Annotated in this window: 16 protein-coding genes; 7 read left to right on the forward strand and 9 right to left on the reverse strand. The window is 46.6% G+C overall.

The genetic code is table 11. The annotated features are described in order from the left end of the window. The first annotated feature begins 4 nt into the window (after window positions 1-4). Genes hisD through hisIE form a run of 7 tightly spaced genes read left to right on the forward strand, consistent with a single transcriptional unit; the run spans window position 5 to window position 6,277 of the window. Entirely contained in the window at window positions 5-1,318 is a 1,314-nt protein-coding gene (hisD, locus tag SPM24T3_RS08520; protein ID WP_009636332.1) for a histidinol dehydrogenase, read from the forward strand. Continuing rightward, window positions 1,318-2,451, forward strand: coding sequence for a histidinol-phosphate transaminase (gene hisC, locus SPM24T3_RS08525; protein WP_009636333.1), 1,134 nt, complete (start codon window positions 1,318-1,320; stop codon window positions 2,449-2,451). The genes hisD and hisC overlap by 1 nt, the downstream gene beginning before the upstream one ends. Further along, the gene (gene hisB / locus SPM24T3_RS08530; protein ID WP_009636334.1) at window positions 2,448-3,530 is read left to right on the forward strand and encodes a bifunctional histidinol-phosphatase/imidazoleglycerol-phosphate dehydratase HisB; all 1,083 of its coding nucleotides are present in this window, start codon (window positions 2,448-2,450) and stop codon (window positions 3,528-3,530) included. The genes hisC and hisB overlap by 4 nt, the downstream gene beginning before the upstream one ends. After that, complete coding sequence (gene hisH / locus SPM24T3_RS08535; protein ID WP_009636335.1) at window positions 3,530-4,120, forward strand: imidazole glycerol phosphate synthase subunit HisH; 591 nt, start codon at window positions 3,530-3,532, stop codon at window positions 4,118-4,120. The genes hisB and hisH overlap by 1 nt, the downstream gene beginning before the upstream one ends. A 5-nt stretch (window positions 4,121-4,125) precedes the next feature. Beyond that, complete coding sequence (gene hisA / locus SPM24T3_RS08540) at window positions 4,126-4,863, forward strand: 1-(5-phosphoribosyl)-5-[(5-phosphoribosylamino)methylideneamino]imidazole-4-carboxamide isomerase (protein ID WP_009636336.1); 738 nt, start codon at window positions 4,126-4,128, stop codon at window positions 4,861-4,863. Then, the gene (hisF, locus tag SPM24T3_RS08545; protein WP_009636337.1) at window positions 4,845-5,618 is read left to right on the forward strand and encodes an imidazole glycerol phosphate synthase subunit HisF; all 774 of its coding nucleotides are present in this window, start codon (window positions 4,845-4,847) and stop codon (window positions 5,616-5,618) included. Before hisA ends, hisF begins: the two co-directional genes overlap by 19 nt. Window positions 5,619-5,662: 44 nt before the next feature. Then, window positions 5,663-6,277, forward strand: a complete 615-nt coding sequence (gene hisIE, locus SPM24T3_RS08550; RefSeq protein WP_009636338.1) for a bifunctional phosphoribosyl-AMP cyclohydrolase/phosphoribosyl-ATP diphosphatase HisIE — start codon at window positions 5,663-5,665, stop codon at window positions 6,275-6,277. Between the two features lie 106 nt (window positions 6,278-6,383). Here hisIE and SPM24T3_RS08555 read toward each other — a convergent pair whose 3' ends face one another. The 9 genes from SPM24T3_RS08555 to SPM24T3_RS08595 all read right to left on the reverse strand — a co-directional run bounded on the left by SPM24T3_RS08555 (window position 6,384) and on the right by SPM24T3_RS08595 (window position 18,868). After that, window positions 6,384-7,295 (reverse strand): glycosyltransferase family 2 protein, encoded by a 912-nt coding sequence (locus SPM24T3_RS08555; RefSeq protein ID WP_009636339.1) that lies wholly within the window; start codon window positions 7,293-7,295, stop codon window positions 6,384-6,386. Beyond that, window positions 7,292-7,657, reverse strand: a complete 366-nt coding sequence (locus SPM24T3_RS08560) for a GtrA family protein (RefSeq protein ID WP_009636340.1) — start codon at window positions 7,655-7,657, stop codon at window positions 7,292-7,294. Before SPM24T3_RS08560 ends, SPM24T3_RS08555 begins: the two co-directional genes overlap by 4 nt. A gap of 105 nt (window positions 7,658-7,762) precedes the next feature. After that, window positions 7,763-9,832 (reverse strand): DUF6311 domain-containing protein, encoded by a 2,070-nt coding sequence (locus SPM24T3_RS08565; RefSeq protein ID WP_009636341.1) that lies wholly within the window; start codon window positions 9,830-9,832, stop codon window positions 7,763-7,765. 207 nt (window positions 9,833-10,039) lie between these two features. Beyond that, window positions 10,040-11,449 (reverse strand): NADP-dependent phosphogluconate dehydrogenase, encoded by a 1,410-nt coding sequence (gene gndA / locus SPM24T3_RS08570; protein WP_009636342.1) that lies wholly within the window; start codon window positions 11,447-11,449, stop codon window positions 10,040-10,042. A gap of 374 nt (window positions 11,450-11,823) precedes the next feature. After that, window positions 11,824-12,945 carry a glycosyltransferase family 4 protein gene (locus tag SPM24T3_RS08575; protein ID WP_009636343.1) on the reverse strand — a complete coding sequence of 374 codons (1,122 nt, stop codon included), beginning with the start codon at window positions 12,943-12,945 and terminating at the stop codon, window positions 11,824-11,826. Continuing rightward, window positions 12,938-14,086 (reverse strand): glycosyltransferase family 1 protein, encoded by a 1,149-nt coding sequence (locus tag SPM24T3_RS08580; protein ID WP_009636344.1) that lies wholly within the window; start codon window positions 14,084-14,086, stop codon window positions 12,938-12,940. The genes SPM24T3_RS08575 and SPM24T3_RS08580 overlap by 8 nt, the downstream gene beginning before the upstream one ends. Continuing rightward, window positions 14,086-14,985 carry a GDP-mannose 4,6-dehydratase gene (locus SPM24T3_RS08585; protein WP_009636345.1) on the reverse strand — a complete coding sequence of 300 codons (900 nt, stop codon included), beginning with the start codon at window positions 14,983-14,985 and terminating at the stop codon, window positions 14,086-14,088. Before SPM24T3_RS08585 ends, SPM24T3_RS08580 begins: the two co-directional genes overlap by 1 nt. Beyond that, window positions 14,985-16,025 carry a GDP-mannose 4,6-dehydratase gene (gene gmd, locus SPM24T3_RS08590; protein ID WP_009636346.1) on the reverse strand — a complete coding sequence of 347 codons (1,041 nt, stop codon included), beginning with the start codon at window positions 16,023-16,025 and terminating at the stop codon, window positions 14,985-14,987. Before gmd ends, SPM24T3_RS08585 begins: the two co-directional genes overlap by 1 nt. Window positions 16,026-16,366: 341 nt before the next feature. After that, a complete protein-coding gene (locus tag SPM24T3_RS08595) occupies window positions 16,367-18,868 on the reverse strand; it encodes a glycosyltransferase family 1 protein (protein ID WP_009636347.1) in 2,502 nt (833 codons plus the stop codon). Between the last annotated feature and the right edge of the window lie 6 nt (window positions 18,869-18,874).

The raw sequence follows: 18,874 nt of genomic DNA on the forward strand, positions 1-18,874 counted from the left end.
CAAGATGCAAGCCAACGGTTTCTCTACCCCCATTGACTGGCAACAGTGCGACGAACAGCAGCGCCGCGAGTTACTGACTCGCCCTGCTATCGCCGCATCGGGCAGCATCACCGAGACAGTGACTGAGATTCTGACTCGCGTGCGTAATGAAGGTGATACTGCGCTGCGCGAATACTGTGCGCGTTTCGACAAGACCGATGTCAGCGATATTCGCGTGACCGCCGAGCAAATTGAGCAGGCTTCAGCGCGTTTGGGCGACAACGTCAAGCAGGCAATGGCCGTGGCGGTGCGTAATATCGAGACTTTCCACGTCGCGCAGAAACTGCCGATTGTCGATATTGAAACCCAGCCGGGTGTGCGCTGCCAGCAGATTACTCGCCCTATTGCGTCGGTTGGCCTGTATATTCCAGGCGGTTCAGCTCCGCTGCCGTCAACCGTATTGATGCTGGCGACCCCTGCACGCATCGCGGGCTGTAATAAAGTGATTCTGTGCTCGCCGCCGCCGATTGCCGACGAGATCCTCTATGCGGCAAAACTGTGCGGTGTGACCGAGGTTTACCAGCTCGGCGGCGCGCAGGCGATTGCCGCCATGGCGTTTGGTACCGAAAGTGTACCCAAAGTGGCTAAAATCTTTGGACCGGGCAACGCCTTTGTGACCGAGGCCAAGCGTCAGGTCAGTCAAAACCTGAACGGTGCGGCGATTGATATGCCAGCTGGCCCGTCCGAGGTGTTGGTGATTGCCGATTCCGGCGCGACGCCAGATTTCGTGGCTTCTGATCTGCTTTCTCAGGCAGAACACGGCCCGGATTCGCAGGTTGTGTTACTGACGCCCGATATTGAAATCGCCAAAGCGGTGGCCGTCGCGGTAGAAAACCAGCTAAAAACACTGTCACGTAGCGAGATTGCCCGTAAAGCGCTGGAAAGCAGCCGCCTGATCGTCGCTAAAGATTTGGCGCAGTGTATCGAAATCAGCAACGCCTACGGCCCCGAGCACTTGATTTTGCAAACCCGTGAGCCAGAAGCGCTGGTCGACAGCATCACCAGCGCCGGTTCGGTGTTCCTGGGTGACTGGTCGCCGGAATCTGCCGGTGATTATGCCTCGGGGACCAATCACGTGTTACCGACCTATGGCTATACCGCGACCTGTTCCAGCCTGGGTCTGGCGGATTTCCAGAAACGTATGACCGTTCAGCAATTGACCCCTGCCGGCCTGCTGGCCTTGGCACCGACTATTGAAACTCTGGCCCAGGCCGAGCAGCTGACCGCGCACAAAAATGCGGTTACCCTGCGCGTTGCCGCCCTGATGGAGCGTAAGTAATGAGTGAGACTTCGAACAAAAGCGTTTCTGTGGTCGCGCTGGCACGTGAAAACGTCCAGCAGCTGACGCCTTATCAGTCGGCTCGTCGTCTTGGCGGCAAAGGTGACGTGTGGCTTAACGCCAACGAGTATGCGCTGGCCCCTGATTTTCAACTCACCGCGCAAACGTTCAACCGCTATCCTGAATGCCAGCCGGTAGAAGTGATCCGTCGCTATGCCGCCTATGCTGGCGTGCAGCCCGAACAGGTTCTGGTGTGTCGCGGAGCCGATGAAAGCATCGAACTGCTGATCCGCGCTTTCTGCGAGCCGGGCAAAGACGCCATCCTTTATTGCCCGCCGACTTATGGCATGTACAGCGTCAGCGCCGAAACTTTTGGCGTGGAAGGCCGTACCGTGATGGCCAAAGAGGACTGGCAGCTGGATTTACCGGCTATCGAACAGGCACTGGACGGCGTTAAGCTGGTGTATGTTTGCAGCCCGAACAATCCGACCGGCAATTTAATCAATCCGCAAGACATCCGTTCGCTGCTGGAAACGACTCGCGGCAAAGCCATTGTTGCGGTTGACGAAGCCTATATCGAGTTTTGCCCGCAGGCGACCGTGGCAGGCTGGTTAAAAGATTATCCGCATCTGGCTATTTTGCGCACGCTGTCAAAAGCCTTTGCGCTGGCCGGTTTGCGCTGTGGCTTTACCCTTGCCAATCCAGAGCTGATTGAAGTGCTGATGAAAGTCATTGCGCCCTACCCGCTGTCAACGCCGGTGGCAGATATCGCCGCGCAGGCGTTGAGTGAGCAAGGTCTCGCCGCGATGCGCCAGCGCGTTGGTGAAGTGACCAGTATTCGTCAGTGGTTAACGCAGGAGCTGGATGCCTGTGACTGTGTCGAGCAGGTATTTACCAGCGAGAGCAACTATTTACTGGTGCGCTTTACCGCGTCGAGCAGCGTGTTTAAAACGTTGTGGGATCAGGGTATTATCCTGCGTGATCAGAACAAGCAACCGAGCCTTTCCGGCTGCTTGCGTATTACCATTGGCACCCGTCAGGAATGCCAGCGCGTCATTGACGCATTACGTCCATTACCGGGCGCCACTTCATCTGTTCTTCAAAACAGCAGCGCCAGCAAGGAGCCTATGTGAGCCAGACCCCTGTAAGTCAAAAAATCCTTTTTATCGATCGTGATGGCACGCTGATTTCTGAGCCGCCGGAAGACTTTCAGGTCGACAGGCTGGATAAACTCGCGTTTGAGCCAGCAGTGATCCCTGCTCTGCTTGCTCTGCAGACCGCCGGTTTTAAATTGGTGATGATAACTAATCAAGACGGTCTGGGCACTTCAAGTTTCCCGCAGGAAACCTTTGACCCGCCGCACAACCTGATGATGCAAGTGCTGACCTCTCAGGGCGTGGTGTTTGACGATGTGCTGATCTGCCCGCACTTGCCTGCCGACAACTGCGACTGCCGCAAGCCGAAAACTCGGCTGGTGCAAAACTATCTTGACAGTGGCGTGCTTGATGTCACTAACAGCTACGTGATTGGCGATCGCGATACCGACATTCAGCTGGCGCAGAACATGGGTATTGCCGGTCTGCGTTATCAGCGCGACACGCTGGGCTGGGCGAAGATTGCCGAGCAGCTGACCAGGCGCGACCGTCATGCCAAAGTAAACCGCGTGACCCGCGAGACGGCTATCGACGTTGACGTTTGGCTCGACCGCGAAGGCGGCAGTAAAATCAAGACCGGCGTCGGCTTCTTCGATCACATGCTGGATCAAATTGCCACTCATGGCGGTTTTCGCATGAACATCGAAGTTAAAGGTGATTTGTATATCGACGATCATCACACGGTAGAAGACACCGGCCTGGCTCTGGGTGAAGCGCTGAACAATGCGTTGGGTGACAAGCGCGGCATCGGACGTTTCGGTTTCGTATTGCCAATGGACGAATGTCTGGCACGCTGCGCGCTGGATATCTCCGGCCGCCCGCATCTGGAATATAAAGCAGAGTTCAGCTATCAACGCGTGGGCGACCTAAGCACCGAAATGGTTGAGCACTTCTTCAGCTCGCTGTCTTACGCCATGGGTTGCACGCTGCATTTGAAAACCAAAGGCAAAAACGATCACCACCGCGTCGAGAGCCTGTTCAAAGCCTTTGGCCGCACTCTGCGTCAGGCCATCCGCGTTGATGGCAACACCCTGCCGAGCTCGAAGGGAGTGCTCTAATGGACGTCGTTATTCTTGATACCGGCTGCGCCAACCTGTTTTCGGTCAAGGCAGCGGTCAAGCGTTTAGGCTATGAACCGGTAGTAAGCCGCGATTCTGACCTGGTGCTCAAAGCCGATAAATTGTTTCTGCCGGGCGTCGGCACGGCGCAGGCGGCAATGGATAAAATCACCGAACGCGACTTGGTTGAATTGATCAAGGCCTGCACTCAGCCGGTGCTGGGTATTTGCCTCGGCATGCAGCTGCTGGCCTCATCCAGTGAGGAAAGCGGCGGTATCAATATGTTGGATATTATTGAGACGCCCGTCGCCAAAATGGCCGATCGCGGACTGCCATTACCGCACATGGGCTGGAATCAGGTCGCGGCCAAAGCCGGTCATCATCTATTTCGTGGCATCGACGAAAACGCCTATTTCTATTTTGTACACAGCTACGCTATGCCGGTATGTGAAAACACTATCGCACAGACGCTTTACGGCGACTCGTTCAGCGCGGCGGTACAGAAAGATAACTTCTTCGGCGTGCAGTTCCACCCTGAGCGTTCAGGTGCCGCAGGCGCACAGTTGTTGAAAAACTTTTTGGAGATGTAAGCAGCATGATTATCCCCGCTTTGGATTTAATCGAGGGCAGCGTGGTGCGTTTGCATCAGGGCGACTACGGACAGCAGCGTGATTACGGCAATTCGCCTTTGCCACGTTTGCAAGATTATCAGGCGCAGGGTGCCGAAGTGCTGCACCTTGTTGATTTGACCGGAGCCAAAGATCCGGCTGCGCGCCAGATCCCTCTGCTTAAACAGCTGGTTGCGGGTGTTAGCGTGCCGGTGCAGGTGGGTGGCGGCATTCGTACCGAGCAGGACGTAGAAGCATTGTTGGACGCGGGCGTTTCCCGTGTCGTGGTCGGTTCTACGGCCATCAAAAACCCGGAATTGGTGCAGCAATGGTTTACCCGCTTTGGTGCCGATGCGCTGGTTCTGGCCCTGGACGTACGCATCGACGACGCCGGCAACAAGCACGTGGCGGTCAGCGGCTGGCAGGAAAATTCAGATTCCACGCTGGAACAGGTTGTTGAACAGTTTCTGCCGTTTGGCCTGAAACACGTACTGTGCACCGACATTTCCCGCGATGGCACTTTAGCGGGTTCCAACGTCGAACTTTATCGCGAAGTTTGCCAACGTTTCCCACAGGTCGCGTTTCAGGCTTCCGGCGGTATCGGCAGTCTGGATGATATTGCCGCCCTGCGCGGCAGCGGCGTAAAAGGGGTGATCGTCGGTCGTGCGCTGCTCGACGGCAAATTTAACGTATCGGAGGCAATCTCATGCTGGCAAAACGGATAATCCCCTGCCTTGACGTCAAAAACGGTCAGGTAGTCAAAGGCGTGCAGTTCCGTAACCACGAAATCATTGGTGATATCGTGCCGCTGGCCAAGCGTTACGCCGAAGAAGGCGCCGACGAGCTGGTGTTCTACGATATCACTGCCTCGTCCGATGGTCGCGTGGTCGATAAAAGTTGGATCTCACGCGTTGCCGAAGTCATTGATATTCCATTTTGCGTGGCGGGCGGAATTAAAAGCATTGAAGACGCGGGCCGGATTTTAGAGTTCGGCGCGGACAAGATTTCCATCAACTCCCCTGCGCTGGCCGACCCGACGCTGATTAGCCGTCTTGCCGATCGCTACGGCGTACAGTGTATTGTGGTGGGTATCGATACCTGGCACGACGCCGAAACCGGCAGCTATCACGTTCATCAGTTTACCGGCGACGAAGCACGCACCAAAGTGACGACCTGGCAGACAGTTGATTGGGTTAAAGAAGTGCAACAACGCGGCGCGGGTGAAATCGTGTTGAACATGATGAATCAGGACGGCGTGCGCAACGGATACGATCTGCGACAGCTAAATCTGGTCCGCGAAGTGTGCAACGTTCCGCTAATCGCCTCGGGCGGTGCCGGAACTCGCGAGCACTTTTTAGATGCCTTTAAATTGGCAGGAGTAGACGGCGCGCTGGCAGCTTCCGTATTCCATAAACAAATTATTAATATCGGTGAGCTGAAACGCTACCTTGCCGAACAAGGCGTGGAGATCCGCTTGTGAGCATTCCAGAATTTGATGAAGTAAAAACGCTGAAAGAACCTTTGATGCTGACGGCCGAACAGCTGGCTCAGCTTGACTGGGAAAAGACCGATAACATGATGCCGGCCATTGTGCAGCATGCCGTTTCAGGCGAAGTGTTGATGATGGGATACATGAATCAGCAGGCGCTTGATGTGACGCAAAGCAGCGGCAAGGTGACATTTTTCTCTCGCACCAAGCAGCGCCTGTGGACCAAGGGTGAAAGCTCCGGCAACTTCCTGAACGTGGTGAGTATTACACCGGACTGTGACAACGATTCGCTGCTGATTCTGGTTAATCCAATCGGCCCGACTTGCCATAAAGGCAATAATAGCTGCTTCCACCCTGCGAGCAGCGACTGGGGTTTCCTGTATCAGCTCGAGCAGTTGCTGGCTTCGCGCAAAAGCGCCAGCCCGGACAGCTCTTACACTGCCAGCCTGTATGCCAGCGGCACCAAGCGTATCGCGCAGAAAGTTGGGGAAGAAGGCGTTGAAACCGCGCTGGCCGCCACGGTCAATGACCGTTTCGAACTGAAAAACGAAGCTTCGGACCTGGTCTATCACCTGCTGGTGTTGCTACAGGATCAAGATTTAGATTTCAGTACGGTGATCCAGAATCTGCGTCAAAGACATACGAAATAACGTAGTGTGGAAGTGAAAAAATGCCGAGCATCAAGCTCGGTATTCCAATTGAGTCTTCATCGAAAATGGCGAGGCATCTTCAAGCTCAACCAACGTCATCGGGTTGTTATTTTTTTATGATGTACCTTGGTCTGCCCTTGGTTTCAATATAGATCCTGCCAATATACTCCCCAAGAACGCCAATGCCGATCAGTTGAATGCCTCCGAGGAAAAGTATGGAGGCCATGATCGAAGCGTAGCCTTTAACAGGGTTACCGAATGCCAAAGTGTACAAAATTAGCCAGCCGCCATAGACAAACGAAAACGCAGCGACAAACATTCCGAGACAAGTCCACACCCGCAAAGGGAATGTAGAAAAGCTTGTTATCCCCTCTAGAGCAAGGTTCCACAACTTCCATCCATTGAATTTTGAAGTTCCAGCGACTCTCACCGCTCGACTATATTCAATAATTTCAGTGCGGCCGCCGACCCAACTGAGAATCCCTTTCATAAAAAGATTACGCTCAGGCAACTGCTTGATATTCTCAACCAACTCACGAGAAAGTAAGCGGAAATCACCGACATTTTCTTCAATTTTAGGGTTGCTGATTTTATTGTGTAACTTATAAAACATCAGAGCAGAGTTTCTTTTAAGATGACCATCGCTGGTACGATCTGCCCTTTTTGCCAGAACCATATCGGCACCGGCTTGCCACTTTTCAATCATCCGAGGAATAACTTCAATCGGGTCTTGCAGATCGACATCAATGGGGATATCTGCATCGCCAGTTGCATGTTCAAGCCCGGCCAGCAAGGCAGGCTCCTTGCCAAAGTTTCTGCTGAAACTGATAGCCTGAACATTTTTATCAGCAAGCGCGAGGGTGTTGATCATCGCTTCGGTCGCATCTTTGCTACCATCATTGATAAAAACAATCTCTACTTCATGCTCCTTCAGTTCCTCGGATTCACGTACTGCTTGATAGAAAATTTGGATCGTCGCTTCTTCGTTGAAAACAGGCACTACAAGAGAAATTTTCATTTTGCTTTAGCCCTGAAGACTACAAAGTTTGAATAGAGGAAACCAATGACTAAGCTGGTGATTGTGAAACCTACCAGCGTGATGTATGGATTAAACTGCATTTCATCCGCGATGAATCCAAAAGCCAGGGCTACACATCCCATGAATCCAACATAAATAAAATAGCGAAAAGTTGTATGCTCGGCATTGAAAGTCCATTTAGCGTTAACAAAAAAGCTAAAAGTGACTGCGATGCAAAATCCAGCAAGGTTACTAATTGCCTGTGAGGCATGCAAATAGTTGTACACAATGGCAAAAGTTAACCAATGCAACAATGTGTTAAACCCTCCCACCACACAATATTTGAATAGTAGTTTTAGCATATGAAGCAATCCATCTTTAATAAAAATAAATAATTCTTAACAAGGTTGATTATTTTCACCTTGAGTAAAGAAAGCCACTTGGGAGCGAACTCCCTCTGTTGCTGATTACTCAATTTCGATTTTCTTTATGCCAAATGCTAATTTTCTGGCATCGCCATCAGAATAGACATCCGAAGCTTTAATTGCATCTGGGAATTCGAATTCAAGTAGTACACTTTTACTTGTACTGTCTGACATGGTCGGTAATACGAAAGACATATTACTTTCCGTAGGCTGAGAGTTTGTAACATTGGCAAGTATGACGCCATTTACTTTTATAATGACACGTTGCACAGGAGTTTTAGGTGATATGAATGGGTTATATGTTATTTTTATTTTTTGATTACCACCCTGTATAGGCAGAAGAAGGGAAGCTTTATTGCTCGCATTCCATACCCCCCAGCCTTCTTGAATTGACCAGCCGTTAGTTAATAAATTAAAACCCTTACCAAGTGATGTAAAATCAAATATCTTAGATTTTTTTATACTAGAAGGATTATAAATCTTCTCACAGGCTAAGCAATTTTTAGCATTGGGTACTAGAACATAAACCCCATCGACTTTTGCATAAACATCACCTTCACGGACGCTAATCATATCGAGCAGATTCTGATCCATCACATATATTGTGTCCGCGGGATAATTTCCATCTAACAATCCTCTCATTACATCCTGATTCATTGACTCGGATTTAAGCACATCAAATCTTGCCATGTAAACATCATTAGTTTTTTTATGTGCATTTAAAGTAATAAAGGATAAATCCTTCCAATCTTTAGAAGAATTATTAAAAGGCACCCACCTTATTTTGTCATACATTTTAGCATTTACTGCCCAAAAATCACTTTTTAGGTTAGGCGTCCAGCTTGATTTTTTAATATCTGAAAATTGATTTTTAATTGCACTCCAGCCGTTATGAGTATCATAAATTTGTAGCGCAGTACAAAGTAGCAAGATAATAACAGCGTTATTTTTGCTGAAATTTCTCACTGTCAAACTAATAATAAAAATCACAAACAGATAAGTTACAGGCCAGAAGAAGCGACCGGATGCACGGAAAACCGAAGCGATTTTAAGAATAAACGATGGGAGCGGATAATGAATAACATAAGGCCCCAATGCTACTTTATTACTAAATGAAAATAATATAAAAAACACAACTGGCAATATTAAAAATAATTTATTTTTAAGTTTTCCTGAGGAAAAATAACGCGTTATATTTATCACATTCAATGATGCAAGTAAAATAAGTCCCACACCAAGATAGTTGAAACCCTCTCTTTCACCATCAGAGAAATTATGCGTGCTAAGATACACAGACCAACCATTTGCCAGAAATGGTGTTAAGACATTAGCGCGCCAATCTCCGAACCCTGCCCCCTCAGCACCATTGGCAACGGTAAAATACCCACTCATTATGCGAACAATAGCAATAGCGATAAAAATAGGTAATACCTTAAATGTTATTATTCTCCAAAAATTTTCTTTTTTATCTGAAGCTATTTTTATTATTGCACCTATCCAGAACACGCATACCATCAAGGTTAAATATAAATGCACAAGCATTGAACAACATATTAGCAGTCCCCAAAGGAAAGTTTTGTCTCTCTTTTTTTCATCTAAGGTCACTAGTATGGCTGCAAGGATGAAAAAATGAGCCATCAGATTTAAATGTCCCACTCGATTTATCCATGCAGGGATAAACATCAAGAGTAAAGTCCCAGCCAATTTTATTAATGTATTTCCCGAATACCTTGCTACTATTTTCCAGGAAAAAACAGCTTGTAGTATCGAGCAAATAAGAATCCAGATCCCAAAGTATTGAAACTCTACTGGTAACCATCTAGAAATAGATTTAAAAATAATAGCTAAAAGTGGATTTGAGTCGGTATAAACTATTGCGTTACTTACCTCCAATCCAAAATTTGGGGATAAACCAACAATCGGGAAATTCCAAGGGGCTTCTCTAAAAAACTCCCACCCTAAATAACTTTGAGCCCAATCACCTCGTCCTAACCAATTAATATGGATCGGATTTAGCATCTCATTACCAAAAACAATAAAATAAAATGCTATCCCAATTAATAACGAAATAATAAAACCGAAGCATGCATCCTTATCGTTGATTTTTTTCAAAATATTACCGCCCTTGAAATTTATAATAATAATTTATAGGTTTGTAACAAACAATACATAGATTTACCAATGGTGTCCAAAGGTAAATGTCAATAAGACAATTATTATTTAATTTAGGGAGGAAATTAGTAAAAAAAAACCAGGCTAAAATCAGCCTGGTTTTTATACTAAGTGGAAATATCTATCCACTAAAGCCTATAAATAAATTTATTCCATCCACTCGGTATGGAACACGCCTTCTTTATCGATGCGTTTGTAAGTATGTGCACCGAAGTAGTCACGCTGTGCCTGGATCAGGTTAGCTGGCAGGAACTCACTGCGATAGCTATCGTAGTAGTTGATTGCAGCAGAGAACGTTGGCGTCGGGATACCGTTCTGAACGGCATAAGACACCACGTCACGCAGCGCTTGCTGGTATTCGTCAGCGATATTTTTGAAGTAAGGAGCCAGCAGCAGGTTAGCAATTGACGCGTTTTCTTCATAAGCATCGGTGATTTTCTGCAGGAACTGAGCACGGATGATGCAGCCCGCACGGAAGATCTTGGCGATTTCGCCGTAATGCAGATCCCAGTTGTTCTCGTCAGATGCCGCTTTCAGCTGTGAGAAGCCTTGAGCGTAAGAAACGATTTTACCCAGGTACAGAGCACGACGTACTTTCTCGATGAAGTCTGCTTTCTCGCCTTCATAGGCCTTCACTTTAGGACCAGTCAGCACTTTAGAAGCGGCAACACGCTGATCTTTCAGAGAAGAAAGGTAACGAGCAAATACGGACTCGGTGATCAGAGACAGTGGCTCGCCGAGGTCCAGAGAACTCTGGCTGGTCCACTTACCGGTGCCTTTGTTGGCAGCTTCGTCAAGGATCACATCAACCAGGTATTTGCCGTCTTCGTCTTTCTTGGTGAAGATGTCTTTGGTGATGTCGATCAGGTAGCTGCTCAGCTCGCCCTTGTTCCATTCAACGAAGGTGCTGGCCAGCTCTTCATTGCTCAGGTTCAGGGACTGTTTCAGCAGAGAATAAGCTTCAGCGATCAGCTGCATGTCGCCGTATTCGATACCGTTGTGAACCATTTTAACGTAGTGGCCAGCACCGTCAGCACCGATGTAAGCTACGCAAGCGTCGCCGTCGTCAGCGCGAGCAGCGATCTGCTCAAGGATTGGTGCAACCAGTTCATACGCTTCTTTCTGACCGCCAGGCATGATTGAAGGGCCTTTCAGTGCGCCTTCTTCGCCACCGGAAACACCGGTACCGATAAAGTTGAAGCCTTGGTCAGACAGTTCTTTGTTACGACGAATGGTGTCTTTGTAGAAGGTGTTGCCGCCATCAATGAGGATGTCACCTTTATCAAGGTGTGGTGTGAGGGAGGCGATAGTTTTATCTGTCGCTTCACCTGCTTTCACCATCAGCAGAATACGGCGTGGTTTTTCCAGTGACTCAACAAACGCTTCGACGGTGTGGTGTGGAACGAGATTTTTACCCGGATTCTCAGCGATAACTTCATCAGTCTTGTCGCTTGAACGGTTAAAAATAGCAACGGAATAACCACGGCTTTCAATGTTAAGCGCCAGGTTACGACCCATTACCGCCATACCAACGACGCCGATCTGTTGTTTGGACATTAGCAACTCCTGTCAGAAATAGTTGATAGCCCGGTGAGGCTCAAACCCCTGTTCTTAGTAGGTTTATTTTCACCGCGCCATACAAATGAACCCAAGCATTGTACATCAGAATGACTGAGGGTGTACCTATCGCAGCCATAACTATCGCAACCAAATATTTTGTAGGTGCAATACAGCGTAGTACAGCCTCAATCACTATGCCGAGCACTCATTACTTTACCGGTAACACGAGAAAATTGCAGGTCAAAAAGAGCGATGAAACGATTAAACAACAATTTATTAACCTAATTAATCATCCTCTAATATCGCATTCAGTAGATTCAAAACTTCCAGGAAGTACTGAAAAGTCAATAACTTCACCTAAACAGGCGGCATCATGCTTTAGAAATTAACTTTTCATAAATCTTAGTATATTGCTCCACCATTTTCTCTGCGGTGAATAATTGTTCAAACCGCTCATTGGCTGCAATACCAAATTGACACGACTGCTCGGGATTCGACCATATTCTGTCCATTGCACGCCTCAAGGCGAGCGGGTCCTCAGGCGGTACAACCAATCCGGTGACTTCGTTGATGTTAATATAAGTCGTTCCAGTGCCAATTTCGCAAGAGATTGCAGGCTTGGAATACAGCGAAGCCTCGATAAGCGAAATACCGAAAGCCTCAGAACGCAGGTGTGACGGAAATACCAGACAGGTTGAAAGCTCAAGCAGTGCGGTTTTATCTTCATCCTGTAATGCGCCCAGGAAATGAATATTATCCACACCATATTTTTTGGCCTGGTCTTTTAATTCACTCTCGATTGGTCCGCTGCCGATAAGGACGATGGGATAATCTGAATTCTTTGCCGCTTCGATGAGCGTATGTAGCCCTTTATAATAGCGGAAAGTTCCAACAAACAGGAAAAATCCGTTTGGGAACCTTTGACGCCACTTTTCTTTTATTTCGGCAGATGCGTTATTATAAAATTTCTTATCCAAACCGTAAGGAATAACATAAACTTTATCTTTAAACTTTTGCAGCACGCTGCTGCTTTCAACATAATTAGGTGAAGCTGCAACAATACAGTCAGCATCCCCTAAGAATTTATTCATTAATGGAATATAAAGATTTAACAAAAACTTCTGTTTGACAATATCAGAGTGATAACTTACTACAGTAGGCTTATTGATCCCTGCGCCATAATGCAACAAATCCATAAACGGATAAGGGAAATGGTAGTGAATAATATCTGCATCTGCAGCAAGCTTTTTAAACTCACCAAAAGCTTTGAGGGAGAATGGAGTTGAAGCCACTTCGATTTGGGTTTTAACCCGATAGCTAGAATGATTTTCAATGGATGTCGGATTAATTCCAATCTCATTACTGGTAAGAGTAAATACTGTTGAAATAGTTCCGCGTTGAGCTCCCCCTTCAGAAAGCTGGTAGATAACCTGTTCAATGCCACCAAAAGAATCTGGGTAATAGGTTTTGTAGCAATGTAGAACTTTAATCATAAATTTCTGATACCTGAGTGTAGGCTTGAATGGTTTTTTCGGCACAGTGTTCCCATGAGAATGCTTTAGCCCGTTCAATACCTGCTGATATCATGCGTTGCTCAACATTGAAGTCTTGAATAATGAGATTAATAGATTCAGCGTAGCCCTGAACATCATAGGGTTCGTGCATTAAAGCCGCTTGACCAACGACTTCAGGTAACGAACTTGCATTGGAACAAATAACGGGAATACCTGAGGCCATTGCTTCAAGCACCGGCAATCCAAACCCTTCATAAATTGATGGGAACAAAAAGCCTTTGGCAGCAGAATAGAGCAGAGGTAAATCTTCAGAGGCCGTGTAGCCAAGATATTTTAACCATCCCTCGTCGTTGCCCTTCTTGAAAAGCCTGAAAAGCTCTTCGTTCTCCCAGCCTTTATAACCGCTAATCACCAAAGGAAAATTAGTTTTTGTTATCAGGTCGAGGCGATCATAAGCCTGCAATAAAGTCAGAATGTTTTTACGCGGCTCAATAGTACCGGTATATAAAAAGAATTGTTTATAACTAAGTTGGTATTTAGATAATACCGGTTGTACTTCGGACTCGAGTCTTGGAGCGAAAAACCCACTACTGGCCAAAGGAGCAACAACCACGTTATTTAAATCGGTATCAAAGTATTCAATTAATTCTTTTTTAGTATATTCGGAATCAGTAACTAATACTTTGGCACGAGCTACAGTTTTCTTCAATTCTTTCTGCATTAAATGCACACGACCAGCAGGATGAAATTCTGGCCAGTGAAATACAGAAAGATCGTGAAACGTTGCTACACTCTTACCGATATTGGGTGGAATATAATAATTGGGACTGTGGAAAATATGCTCTTCCTGTTTACTTAATACATATGATTTTGCGTAAGGATAAGTGATACGATAAATCTCACTGACAATACGACTTTTCTGCAAATGCCTTTTCAATCCTTGCCCTGTGTTACCTGTCTCGCTGGCAATCGGTAACGTTTTGGTGATAGATAAGCCGTGAAGATATGATAAGTCCACACTCTGGCTGTTTTCAAGCTGTTTTGCCAGCTCGAACGCATAGCGCCCGATGCCGGTTAAAGGGAACTTTACGCAGTCAGTGGAAAGGATTATTTTAAGCATTAGTTATTAAGCATCCAGAGCAGTGTATCTTTCAATTCGATTTTTTCAGGCAAGACTTTACATGTCGACTGTAAATGATGAGTATCACCACATAGTTCTTTAATTTCATTCTTTCTGACGAATAGCGGATTAACCTGCACTTCAATCTTGTGCCCGGTGATCTCTTCGCACAAAGAAATGATAGCCCGCAGCGAATACATTTCACCAGAAGCAACGTTAAATGTTCCACCAAATGCCTGAGACTTTATCAGGGCATGATAAACAGCAGTAACGTAACGAACATCTGAGAAATCACGCCATACGTCGATATTACCTAACTCAATAGTCGGTGAACGTCTTTTAAAATGATCCACTATTTTAGGGATCAGGAAATTAGTCGCCTGCCCTTCACCGGTATAATTGAAAGGTCGAGTAATAATAATCGGCAGCTTGTCAGAATACATTTTCGCAACGTATTCCATAGCAATTTTACTGACCGCATAATCATTGGCCGGGTTAAGCTCGGTGTCTTCACGTAAACGCCCTTCTGCCGCATTGCCGTATACGTTGGCACTGCTGGCGATAAGCACCGCTTCTGGATGATGGGAACATTCAACCAGTGCCTGAAGCAGGTTTCGCGTTCCACAGACATTAACATTATAAAACGCATTAATATCGGCATGGCCTACAAACGCTATTGCAGCCAGGTGCACAACAACATCAGGTTTGATTTTTTCAATGGTGGACTTAGTCGCTTCAGAATTGGTCAGATCTACCGTTTCATAATTGACTAATGATTGGGATGGCTGCGTACCAAGTCCGAAGACCTGATATCCGGCAGCCGATAGCTCGGCTGCCATGAAATGGCCTGTAAATCCCTTAATCCCAGTGATTAAAGCTATTTTGCCATTTGTAGTCATTAGAAGGAGAAACCTTGTTTATTACGACGCAGATCTTCTTCAACCATCATCTTGCACAGCTGTTCAAGAGTAGTTTTCGGTTCCCAACCCAGAACTTCTTTAGCTTTAGCTGGGTCGCCAATCAGCAGCTCAACTTCTGCAGGGCGATAGAACTTAGGATTAACTTTAACCAGCGTTTTATCGGTCGCAGTATCGATACCCACTTCGTTTTCGTCTTTACCTTCAAAGCGCAGATCAATACCCACTGCTTTAAATGCCATTGAGACGAAGTCGCGAACGGTTTCAGTACGGTTGGTAGCCAGCACGAAAGTATCAGGCGCATCGGCTTGCAGCATACGCCACATGCCTTCAACATATTCTTTAGCGAAGCCCCAGTCGCGCTTGGCATCCATGTTACCTAATTCCAGCACGTCTAGTTTGCCAAGATGGATTTTTGCTACTGAGTCAGTAATTTTACGAGTTACAAACTCTTGACCGCGCAGTGGTGATTCATGGTTGAACAGAATGCCGCTGGAAGCAAAAATGTTGTAGCTTTCGCGATAGTTGATGGTCATCCAGTGAGCGTAAAGCTTAGCCACACCATACGGGCTGCGAGGATAGAAAGGAGTATCTTCTTTCTGAGGAATTGCCTGCACTTGACCAAACATCTCAGAAGTAGAAGCCTGATAGAAACGCACTTTCGGATTAACGATGCGAATAGCTTCCAACAGGTTTACCGCGCCAAGGCCGGTGATTTCGGCAGTGGTGATTGGTTGTTCAAATGACACACCTACAAAGCTCTGCGCTGCAAGGTTATACACCTCGGTAGCACCGGTATTTTGCAGCAAACGAATGCTGGCCGATAAATCGGTCAGGTCATATTCGGTCAAATGCAGATTAGGATTACCTTTAATTCCCAACTCTTCAATACGCCAGAAGTTTACAGAGCTGGTACGACGGTAAGTACCGTAAACGGTATAGCCTTTTTCAAGCAGAAGTTCAGCCAAATACGCGCCATCTTGTCCGGTAACACCAGTAATAATCGCTACTTTATTAGTCATCTTGAAATCCATCTAGTTTACAAATGTTATAGTTTATTGATTGTCAATCAAAAGTACATTAATAATGTTATTGCGTTTTTCCGTTTTACTCTATTAAGAATAAATTCTCTATAGGCCAAACGATAATTTTCAACAGGCGCAGTGGCTTAAAAAAATTTTATATATCAGTAAAGTTTTGTTATCACAGTAGACTCTTAATTAATAAATAATCGAACTGCAGATATTTAAATCACTGAGATATTATGGTAGCCACCGAACCATAGGGCTGGAATACCCAAATTGGCTGACCAAGTCAGGGCGAAAAACTGTGACATCTCACGCCCCAGGAAAGTGTTTTACAACTATAAAGGCAGCTGCTTCAACAGTTGCTCAGTACTCTCTCGCCAGCTCAACCAGCTGATAGCTGAAGATTTCGGGACGTTACCCTGTTTAGAATCCTCAATCCAGGTAATGAGCACATCGCTTAACACTTTAGCCTCTGTCCCCTTGAAGTAGGTTGCGTGCTCGGCAGCAATTTCCTTAAATACGGGAATATCACGAATAATGAGTGGCAAATCTTTCTGTGCCGCCTCAATCAAAGGCAGGCCAAAACCTTCAGCAAAAGAAGGAACCAACAGTGCACTCGACTGGTCATACAGCATTTCAAGGAATTCGTCACTGATACCGTTTAGCCAGAACAGCTGCTTGTTTAGCTGTGGGTGCTTACGTATCTTTTCGGCTAATTCCTCCACCGCCCAGCCCTGCTTGCCTACGATGACCAGATTGCACTTAACTCCTTTAGCCCACAGCAGCTCACAGGCCTCTAAAGCTTGCTGATGACCTTTGCGAGGCTCAATAGTGCTCACAATCAGAAAACTTTCACGCTGTTGTATAGCCGACAGAACCTGCGCTGCATTTTCGGGCATGCCCTTGCTCGGCATGCTGGCGTCAAGATCGGCCCCCAAATGGAAGCTTTTCACTGTTAAATAAGGATTTATAGCGATGATTTCACGCTGCTTGTCGAGCCATTCGCGAACTTCATCAGCCACGCTTTCTGAAATACAGACCAGACCATCGGCGTGCTGAGCCAAAGAGGCAAGCCACGCAGGAAAGACCCGCTGAATGCTCTCTGCTGCCCACTTAGGCTGTGAGATCGGAATAATATCGTAGACCACAAAGTGAACTTGGGCACCGGTGCGGCGAATTTTATCCAACTGCGAATTTAAATAAGGGAAAAGATGCGCGGTTAGGTCAAGCACCAGCATCACATCGCCCTTAGTAAATAGCACGGCCTCATCTTCGCCGCGTGTCGAACCAAATTTTGAATTCTGATAGGCGTTAGCGTAATGATAGTTGTTGCCCATTTTGCAATAAACGGGGCGGACTTCGTATCCCGGTAAGCTCATCCTCAACAGGCAGGATAATACGCTTCTGACAACCCGCTGAATGCCTGTAGCCGCATCGTGCTCAACCAACACGGAAACGTCAACCAGTAGTTTCTTTTTATGACCGACAAAGCTATTTTGTGCCAAGGCCCAGGCCGTGCCTAAACGGTCTTCATCATCGAGAGCGTCAATAGCCCGAAAAGCGTGAATGGACTGCGCAAGCAAGGCATCATTGTCTACCGACGGCTTTTCAACATTGTCCGCCAAGGCTTTTTCAAACGCTGCCAAAGACAATTCGGCACTGCGTTGCCAAGAGAATTTTGTTGCCTGAATAGCCGCGTGGGCGACTAACTCACTATGGAAAGACTCATCCGTTAGCCCACGCTCCATCAGGGCAGCCATTTCGCCTGTGTTTCTGGGGTTAAACATCGCCCCTTCCCAACCTATTACCTCGGGTAAACTGGTTAAGTTAGAGGAAATAGTTGCGGCTCCGCAACTCATGGCCTCAAGCGGTGGTAATCCAAATCCCTCATGTATAGACGGGAATACAAACAGGCGACAAATATTATACAGGCCGATCAAGTCTTCATCTGAAAGGTAGCCGGTAAAGACAATCTGTCCAGTGGGTACGCTGTGTTTTTTTGCCACATCAAGCAGATAGCTTCGATTATGCGGCTTGATTTGACAGGCTAATACCAGGCTGTATTGTTCACGAACGGCACGAGGAAGTTTACCGTAGGCCTCAATCAGTGCATCGATGTTTTTACGTGGTTCAACCACGCCGATGGTCATCAGAAACTCACCCGGAATATGATATTTCTGGCGCAGGGATTGGCGTTCGGCGTCGCTTAAGTCCAAAACACAAAATTCATCATCAACCGCAGAAGAAATTGCCTGAATTTTCTCAGGTGCAACCTGAGTATACTTTTCCAACTCGTTGACCACGGAATTAGAAATAGACAGCACGCCGTAAGAGTTTTCAAACTCTTTTACTTTATCCATGTAAAACTCATGGAAGAGTTTATCACTAAGGTAGACCGCCGGATTCATTAGCGGGATCAGATCATAGCAAATAGAGAAGGTTTTCCAGCCACGATCTGTTTCAGATATTGACACAACGAAATTATCGCTAAAGCCTTCAAAGAAGGTAGTAACTAATACGATATCAGGATTGATATTTGCAATAGCATGATCGCGATTAATCTTTGCAGACTTCAAACGCTCATGGTTAGACTTGTCACTAAAATGCGTCGGCATATGCGCTGAAAACACATACATATCTGCAGGATCAATCAAATTACTGTATAAATTTTTAACGTCATTGATATTATTAATATCATACATGCCATTAATTAAAATAGAAACTTTATGCTCTTTCGAAATACGTATAATAGCTTTAGTTAAAGAAACACTGTAGCGCCCTATTCCACGAAAACGACTTTCAGATTGACAGCCTTGAAGGTCAATTAAAATATGCAAAGTATC

Origin of the sequence: Serratia sp. M24T3 (genome assembly GCF_000257645.1) — a bacterium.
GTDB lineage: Bacteria > Pseudomonadota > Gammaproteobacteria > Enterobacterales > Enterobacteriaceae > Rouxiella.

Coding starts and splice junctions, on each gene's coding strand:
- hisD (WP_009636332.1), top strand. CDS start 5: ATGCAAGCCAACGGTTTCTCTACCCCCATTGACTGGCAACAGTGCGAC.
- hisC (WP_009636333.1), top strand. CDS start 1,318: ATGAGTGAGACTTCGAACAAAAGCGTTTCTGTGGTCGCGCTGGCACGT.
- hisH (WP_009636335.1), top strand. CDS start 3,530: ATGGACGTCGTTATTCTTGATACCGGCTGCGCCAACCTGTTTTCGGTC.
- hisA (WP_009636336.1), top strand. CDS start 4,126: ATGATTATCCCCGCTTTGGATTTAATCGAGGGCAGCGTGGTGCGTTTG.
- hisF (WP_009636337.1), top strand. CDS start 4,845: ATGCTGGCAAAACGGATAATCCCCTGCCTTGACGTCAAAAACGGTCAG.
- hisIE (WP_009636338.1), top strand. CDS start 5,663: ATGCTGACGGCCGAACAGCTGGCTCAGCTTGACTGGGAAAAGACCGAT.
- SPM24T3_RS08555 (WP_009636339.1), bottom strand. CDS start 7,295: ATGAAAATTTCTCTTGTAGTGCCTGTTTTCAACGAAGAAGCGACGATC.
- SPM24T3_RS08560 (WP_009636340.1), bottom strand. CDS start 7,657: ATGCTAAAACTACTATTCAAATATTGTGTGGTGGGAGGGTTTAACACA.
- gndA (WP_009636342.1), bottom strand. CDS start 11,449: ATGTCCAAACAACAGATCGGCGTCGTTGGTATGGCGGTAATGGGTCGT.
- SPM24T3_RS08575 (WP_009636343.1), bottom strand. CDS start 12,945: ATGATTAAAGTTCTACATTGCTACAAAACCTATTACCCAGATTCTTTT.
- SPM24T3_RS08580 (WP_009636344.1), bottom strand. CDS start 14,086: ATGCTTAAAATAATCCTTTCCACTGACTGCGTAAAGTTCCCTTTAACC.
- SPM24T3_RS08585 (WP_009636345.1), bottom strand. CDS start 14,985: ATGACTACAAATGGCAAAATAGCTTTAATCACTGGGATTAAGGGATTT.
- gmd (WP_009636346.1), bottom strand. CDS start 16,025: ATGACTAATAAAGTAGCGATTATTACTGGTGTTACCGGACAAGATGGC.